Consider the following 6824-nt stretch of genomic DNA (forward strand, 5'->3'; position numbering starts at 1 on the left):
GAGAGCGCCCGCCCGCACACTGGCCCGGTGAGCCGAACCGTCAGTGCGTGGGTGACCGCGGGTGAGGACGTCCTGGGCGTCGTCGGACCCTTTCCCGTGGAGGTGCCGTGGTGGCAGGAGGTCGAGCCGGTCATCGGCCGCCTCGAGGGGATGCTGGGTGTGCAGGTGCTCGTGCTGCGGCTGCTGACGGTGGACGGAGGTGAGGGAGGGCGGGACGGTCACGCGACGTACCACGTCGAGGCGTCGCGACGTCCGGCCCCCGGACTGCTGGAATCCCGTCCCCTCGACGGGGGTCCGCTGACGCGGGACGACGCGCTCCGCGCCCCGTGGGCCCGCGCCGAGGGCCTGCGGGAACTCATCGACTGGGCAGGCCGCACCCTGGAGGCGGCGGGCCGTCCCGTCACCGGACGTGTCGAACAGCGGCGGACCTGGAACCTGGCCGGCCTGTTCCGGTTGCCCACCGCGAGCGGACCGGTCTGGCTCAAGGCGACCCCGCACTTCGCGGCGGACGAGGCGGCCACCATGCGCGCGTTCGCCCGTGTGGATCCCGGACTGGTGCCGATCGTGCTCGGCGGGGGCGAGCAGCGGATCCTCATGGAGCACATACCCGGCGAGGACTGCTATGGCGCTTCATCCGCGACGGCGGCGGCGGTGATGGAGCGGTTCGTCGCGGCACAGGCATCCCTCGCGTCGAACCGGCCCGCCGGTCTGCGGGACTGGAGTACCGCGGTGCTCCCGGACCGGGTGGAGGCCTTGCTCGACGGCCCGGCCGCGGCCGAGCTGACCTCTCAGGAGCTGGCGACGGTAAGGGGGTTGGCGGGCGGCTGGCGGCATCTCGCCGAGTGCGGGCTGCCCGACACGGTGGTGCACGGCGATTTCCACCCGGGCAACTGGCGCAGTGACGGCCGCCGTCCGGTCGTCCTGGACTTCGCGGACGCCCACTGGGGCAACCCGGTGGTGGACGGCCTGCGCGCCCATGACTTCCTCCCCGAGCCCGCCCGGGCCACGGCGGCCCGCGCCTGGGCCGAGGCCTGGAAGGCCCACGCCCCCGGAAGCGACCCGGTCCGGGCCCTGCGGCTCGCCGAGCCGCTCGCCCAGCTCATGTACGCCGTGCGCTACCAGGAGTTCCTCGACGGCATCGAGATGTCGGAGCGGCCGTACCACGAGGGGGACCCGGCTTCGGCGCTCCGCAGCGCGGCGCGGCGCGCGACACACCCGAGCCCGTCCCTCACGGACCTTCGCCTCGGGCAGCCCGGGGCCGGGACGTCCGGGGAGTTCCGCTAGCCCACTCCGGTCGAAGCGCGCCGTGACGACGCCTCCGGGCCCGCACCGGCGTCTCCTGCGCCGCCGCGGCACCCGATCGCCAGGGCGTGCTGAGGGGCCGCCAGGCGGGCCCATGCCCGATACGGGCGAACGGTCGTGAGAACCGGCATGCGTCGTGCGGGTGGCCGGCCCCACACCCCCGGCGGGCCGGCCACCGACGGGCGCCGCGGGCGCCCGCCCCTCTGTCACGGCTCTGCGCTCAGGCTCCGGCCGGTTCCGGCGCCGGAGCGTCGAGGTACTCCTCCGCGATCTCCTTCGGGCCGAACGGCCAGACCTTCTCCAGACGGGCCCAGATCACGAACGCCACGCAGCCGAGCGCCAACCAGGCCAGCGACCACTCGATCGGGTGGCGGCCCGGGGAGTTCTTGTCCGCGTAGCCGTAGATGACCAGCCAGCCCACGAGGGCCACGATGCTCGGCACGGGGTACAGCCACATCCGGTACGGCCGCCGCAGCGTCGGCTGCCGCTTGCGCAGGACCGTCAGGCCCACGATCTGTGCCAGCGCCTGGACCAGCACCATCACCGTGGTGAGCAGCTGGATCAGGGTCGCCAGGTCGGTGTGACGGCCGATCAGGAAGCCGATGGCCGTGATCACACCCATGGTGGCCAGGCCCAGCGTCGGGAAACGGTGCTTCGGGTGCAGCTTGCCGTACGGGCGGAAGAAGACGCGTTCGCGGGCGGCGTCGTAGGGAACCCGGGAGCCGCCGAGCAGCCCAGTGAACACCGAGGCGAAAGCGGTGATGAGGATCAGGACGGTAACGGTGTCCGCCGCGCCCTTGCCCCAAGTCTTCTCCAGCACCGCCGATGCCACCGACGTGGACGCGATGTCGTTCGGGTCGGTCATACGGTGCCAGTCGATGACACCGAGCGTGCCGATCTGCAGGAGCAGGTAGATCGCCATGATGCCGAGGATCGAGAAGACGATCGACCGCGGGAGGGTACGGCCCGGGTCCTTGATCTCGGCGCCCATGTACGCGGTGGTGTTGTAGCCCAGGTAGTCGTAGATGCCGATGGTCAGACCCGCCGCGAAGCCGATCCAGAAGTGGTTGCTCGCCAGGTCGAAGGCGTGCGCCGGGTAGGTGAAGGCCAGGTGCGGGCTGAAGTCCGAGGCCGCCGCGACGATCACCAGCAGCACCGAGGCGATCATCACGGCCCACATCACCGCCGTGATGCGGGCGATGTTCTCGATGCCCCGCCACAGCAGAAGGATCACCAGGACGATGACGCCGAGCCCGATCAGGTCACCGGCGGTCTTGTTGAGGTCCGGGGCCAGGTAACCGAGGTACTGGACGAAGCCCACCACACCGGTGGACATGATCAGGGGGATGAAGAGCATCGCCGTCCATACGAACAGGAACGGCATCAGACGTCCCGAGCGGTACTGGAACGCCTGGCGCAGATAGACGTAACTGCCGCCGGAACCGGGCATGGCCGCGCCCAGTTCGGCCCAGACGAGCCCGTCGGCGAGCGCCAGCAGCGCGCCCGCGATGAAGCCGATGACCGCCTGGGGGCCGCCGAACGCGGCGACCATCAGCGGGATGGTGACGAACGGCCCGATGCCGCACATCTGGCTCATGTTGATGGCGGTGGCCTGGAACAGGCCGACTCGGCGGACGAAACCGCCGTTGGGCGGCGGATTGGCGGACACGGGACCTCCTGAAGCGGGACGCGGGGAGATGTACGGACTGTGTGCCGGCGTCGAGCGGCGGCAGACGGATCAAGGGCGGCGGGTATCCGGCCGGCGCTGGGCTCCCCTTGGCTCGCCCGGCGAGGCTGACTGGGCGATAAAGTTAAGGAGCCTTACTAGACGCGTCAAGAGCGCGTCAGGAATACGTGAGAATGGTGCGATGCCCGCGCGACAACCCGCAGATCAGCCGGAACAGACCTGGAGCCGCCAGCGGCTGCGCAGCACCAACGAGCGGCTGCTCCTGGACCGGCTGCGCGCGGCGGGCAGCGCCTCGCGAGCCCAACTCGCCCGGGAGACGGGCCTGTCGAAGCCGACGGTCTCCAGCGCGCTCGCGGCCCTGGCGGACGCCGGCCTGGTCCGCGAGGTGGGCACGCACACGCCCGAGCGCGGTCGGATGGCGGTCCTGTACGCCCCGGACCCGGCCGCGGGGTACGCGCTCGGCATCGACATCGGACGCGGCTGGCTGCGAGTTGCGGTGGCCAACCTCGACGGCGAGGTGGTCGCCCGGTCCGATGTGCGCAATCGGGCCCGCACTTCGGGAGCCATGGCCGAACTGGTCGTCGACACCGCCCGGCAGGTGGTCGCGGGCTCGGGGGCCGGGCGTGGCGAGGTGGCGCACGCGGTGGTGGGCACTCCCGGCGTGTACGACGAGGAGCGGCGCCGGGTGCGCTACGCGATGCACCTGCCCGGCTGGGGCCGGGCCGGGCTGTTCGACCGGATGCGCGAGGAGCTGGGCATCCCGCTGGAGGTGCACAACGACGCCAATCTGGCCGCGCTCGGCGAGTACACGTACGGCGTCGGCGCGGGCAGCCGGCTGTTCGCGTACATCCTGATCGGCACCGGGCTCGGCATGGGCGTGGTCAGCGAGGGACGGCTGTTCACAGGCGCACACGGCGGGGCCGGGGAGATCGGTTTCCTGCCGTGGCCGGGGCGGCAGAAGCCGGAGACGCTGGAGGACGCGGTGTCGGGTGTGGCCGTTGTCGAGTCGGCGCGGGCGTTCGGCATGACGGGCCAGCTCACGGCGAAGGACGTGTTCGAGGCGGCCCGGAAGGAGCATCCCGCCGCGATCAGTGCGGTGCGGTTGGAGGGCGAGCGGATCGCGCACACGGTGGCGGCCGCGGCGGCCGTGCTCGACCCCGACCTCGTGGTGCTCGGCGGCGGGCTGGGCCACAGCGTCGACCTGCTGCTGCGCCCCGTACGGGAGACGCTGCGCGCACTCACTCCACTGCGCCCGAAGATCGCACCGAGCCGGCTGGGCGAGGACGCGGTGCTGCTGGGCGCGCTCGCGACGGCGCTCGGGACGGCGCGGGACGTGGTCTTCGAACGCCGCTCGGCCTCTTGAACGGTCCGACCGGAAGCCACGGCGTTTGACGCAACTGCGGCCGCGCTCCAGCTTGTTCGCGGCTAGTAAAGTTTGCTTACTTTCACCCTGCGGGGCGCCACCAACGGAACGGCCCCCCTCCTCGGCATCACCCGCAAGGGGTGGGCCCGTTCACCGGGCCCACCCGTCGAGGCGTCAGCTCACATTGAGCGCCGTGTCGTCGACGACGAACGACGTCTGAAGGGTGGAACCCTCCGTGCCGGTGAACTTGAGCGTGATGGTCTGCCCGGCGTAGCTCGCCAGGTTGAAGCTGCGCTGGGTGTAGCCGCTCGCGGCGTTGAGGTTGGAGTACGTCGCAAGGGTGCCCAGCACGGTCCCGGAACTGTTCAGGACCTGGACCTTGAGCGTGTCGTACGCGGTGCTGGTGGTGGTCTCCGCCGTGTCGATGTGGAGGTAGAAGCTCAGGGTGGCGGAGGTGCAGCCGGAGGGGATGGCGACCGACTGGGACAGGGTGTCGGTGTGCGCGGAGCCGTAGCCGTTCAGCCAGGCGTAGTACGACCCCGTACGGGGCGACTCACCGGTGTCGTTGGTGATGACGCCGCTGCTGGCGCTCCAAGTGGAGGCGCCGGACTCGAAGCCGTTGTTGCCGAGGAGCTGAGCGGCGGTGCAGGTGGAACCACCGCCCCCACCGCCCCCGCTGCTGCCGCTCGCGCCGGAGAGCCATTCGGTGGCGTTGAGGGCGAGGGCCGCGTTGGTGGCGCCGGAGTCGTTCCAGCCGTCGTACAGCGTGTTGCCGGACTGCCCGGTGCCGTCGTCGATGGGCGAGCTGTCGCCCCAGAACGCGACGCGGCCGCTGCCGAAGGTGCTGGTCAGGAAGAAGGCTCCGGTGTTGCCTGAGTAACCGCTGCGGTAGACCAGGCCCTTGACGGAGGAGTTGTCCGACGGCTTGAGGGTGGCGGTGGTGCCGTTGGCGATGAGGCTCTTGGTCACCGTGCCGAACGAGCCGTGCAGGACGGGATCGGTGGCGGAGCTGATGGCGGCCGGGTAGTCGGAGGTGATGTTCAGCGAGTCGATCGAGAAGCCGAACGGGTCCGTGGAGTCGACGCTGTTGTTGGTCATCAGGTCGTTCAGGATCTTGAGCGCGTCGTTGCCGTCGTTGTTGCGGTCGGCTCCGGTGTGATCGGAGATCATGAACAGGCCGCCGCCGTTCTTGACGAAGTTCATGATGGCCGTCTTCTCGGCCGTCGTGAACAGCGTGTTCGGCTCCGGCAGGACCAGCGTGTCGAACTTCGACAGATCGGTGGCGGACGAGCCCCCGTAGCTCAGGCTGGAGCCCGAAGGCAGCGTCTTGAGGCTGTAGTTGCCCGTCTTCTGCAGGGCGACGCCCCAGGAGGAGAGAGCACCGGTCCAGTCCGTCTCGGCGGACGGCGTGGAGTCCTGGCCGAGGGGGTCGGGCTGGCTGGTGGAGATGATCCAGTCGGCGTTGCCGGCGGTCTCCGCGTGCGCGTTGTCGAACAGGACGCGGTGGGGGGTGGCCGCGTGGGCGGGCGTGGCACCGGTGGCCGCCTGGACGGCGGCGCCCGTGGCGAGCAGCCCGAACACGGCGAGCGCCGTGGTGAGTCTGTGACGTGACTTGGTGAGTCCGAGCATCCGGCGGACCTCCGTGTGGGGAGTCGGGGAAGGAGCGTGCGGGTGCCGTCCGTCTTCGCGCGGAGAACCGCGTCATCGCTGTCTGCGCGCGTAGATCTCTCTTTCTACGCCGCCCGCGCGACGGACTGTTGAACGGTACATGGCAGAACGAGGGCGGAACAGCGGAGCGCCCCTACGGCAGGCCGAGGATTGACCCGGCGTTGACCGGAGGTTGAAACGGAACGGACTGTTGCCGCGCGTCCCGGGCAGACGAAGTACTGCAGAGGCCTTCACACCAAGGGGCGAAGATGGAGATTTCGAGCATCATCGGTGCACTCGTCATCGGGCTCATCATCGGTATCCTCGGACGGCTCGTCGTGCCCGGACGGCAGCGCATCGGCATCCTGTGGACCATCCTCGTCGGCATCGTGGCGGCCTTCATAGGATCTGGGATAGCCGCCGCCATGGGAGTGGCCGACACCAAGGGCGTCGACTGGATCGAGTGGCTCATTCAGATAGGCCTGGCGGCGCTGGGCGTCGCGGCTCTCGACCGGGCACAGGCGCACCGCTGACCACGCTGCGCGCTCGTACCGGATCCCGGTGCCGTGGGTAAGCCGTGGCGGCTGGTTGCTACCGGCCTCGGAGCCCCGCACCCCCGCCACGGACTCCCGCCACGGACTCCCGCCGGGCATCGCGGCTCTGGGCACCGCGACTGCGGACCGGGCGGGGGCGCACCACGGCGCACGGTCCCGGCGGACGCCAACGCGCCGTTCACCAAATGCCTCCGAGGACGCCCCGGCCTTCAGGCCGGGGAGGAATCGGACCCCTGCGGAGCAGGGCAGGAAACGGGGTTTCGCCCCCAGG

5 protein-coding genes are annotated in these 6824 nt (G+C 70.6%); 3 read left to right on the forward strand and 2 right to left on the reverse strand.

Annotated elements, in window-relative coordinates:
* Positions 1-27: 27 nt before the first annotated feature.
* Positions 28-1284: an aminoglycoside phosphotransferase family protein gene (locus ACWDA7_RS26535; RefSeq protein ID WP_450606879.1), complete on the forward strand. Its 1257-nt coding sequence runs from the start codon at positions 28-30 to the stop codon at positions 1282-1284.
* Positions 1285-1522: 238 nt separating this feature from the next.
* On the opposite strand, the gene ACWDA7_RS26540 is transcribed toward ACWDA7_RS26535, so the two are convergent.
* A complete protein-coding gene (locus ACWDA7_RS26540) occupies positions 1523-2971 on the reverse strand; it encodes an APC family permease (protein WP_450606881.1) in 1449 nt (482 codons plus the stop codon).
* Between the two features lie 199 nt (positions 2972-3170).
* Here ACWDA7_RS26540 and ACWDA7_RS26545 point away from each other — a divergent pair, with 199 nt between their 5' ends.
* Positions 3171-4352, forward strand: a complete 1182-nt coding sequence (locus tag ACWDA7_RS26545) for an ROK family protein (protein ID WP_450606882.1) — start codon at positions 3171-3173, stop codon at positions 4350-4352.
* A 174-nt stretch (positions 4353-4526) separates the two neighbouring features.
* Here ACWDA7_RS26545 and ACWDA7_RS26550 read toward each other — a convergent pair whose 3' ends face one another.
* Entirely contained in the window at positions 4527-5981 is a 1455-nt protein-coding gene (locus ACWDA7_RS26550; protein ID WP_450606884.1) for a hydrolase, read from the reverse strand.
* A gap of 287 nt (positions 5982-6268) precedes the next feature.
* On the opposite strand from ACWDA7_RS26550, the gene ACWDA7_RS26555 reads away from it, so the two are divergent.
* Positions 6269-6532 (forward strand): GlsB/YeaQ/YmgE family stress response membrane protein, encoded by a 264-nt coding sequence (locus tag ACWDA7_RS26555; RefSeq protein ID WP_450606886.1) that lies wholly within the window; start codon positions 6269-6271, stop codon positions 6530-6532.
* Positions 6533-6824 lie beyond the last annotated feature (292 nt).

The sequence above is a fragment of the Streptomyces sp. NPDC001156 genome (assembly GCF_053598275.1).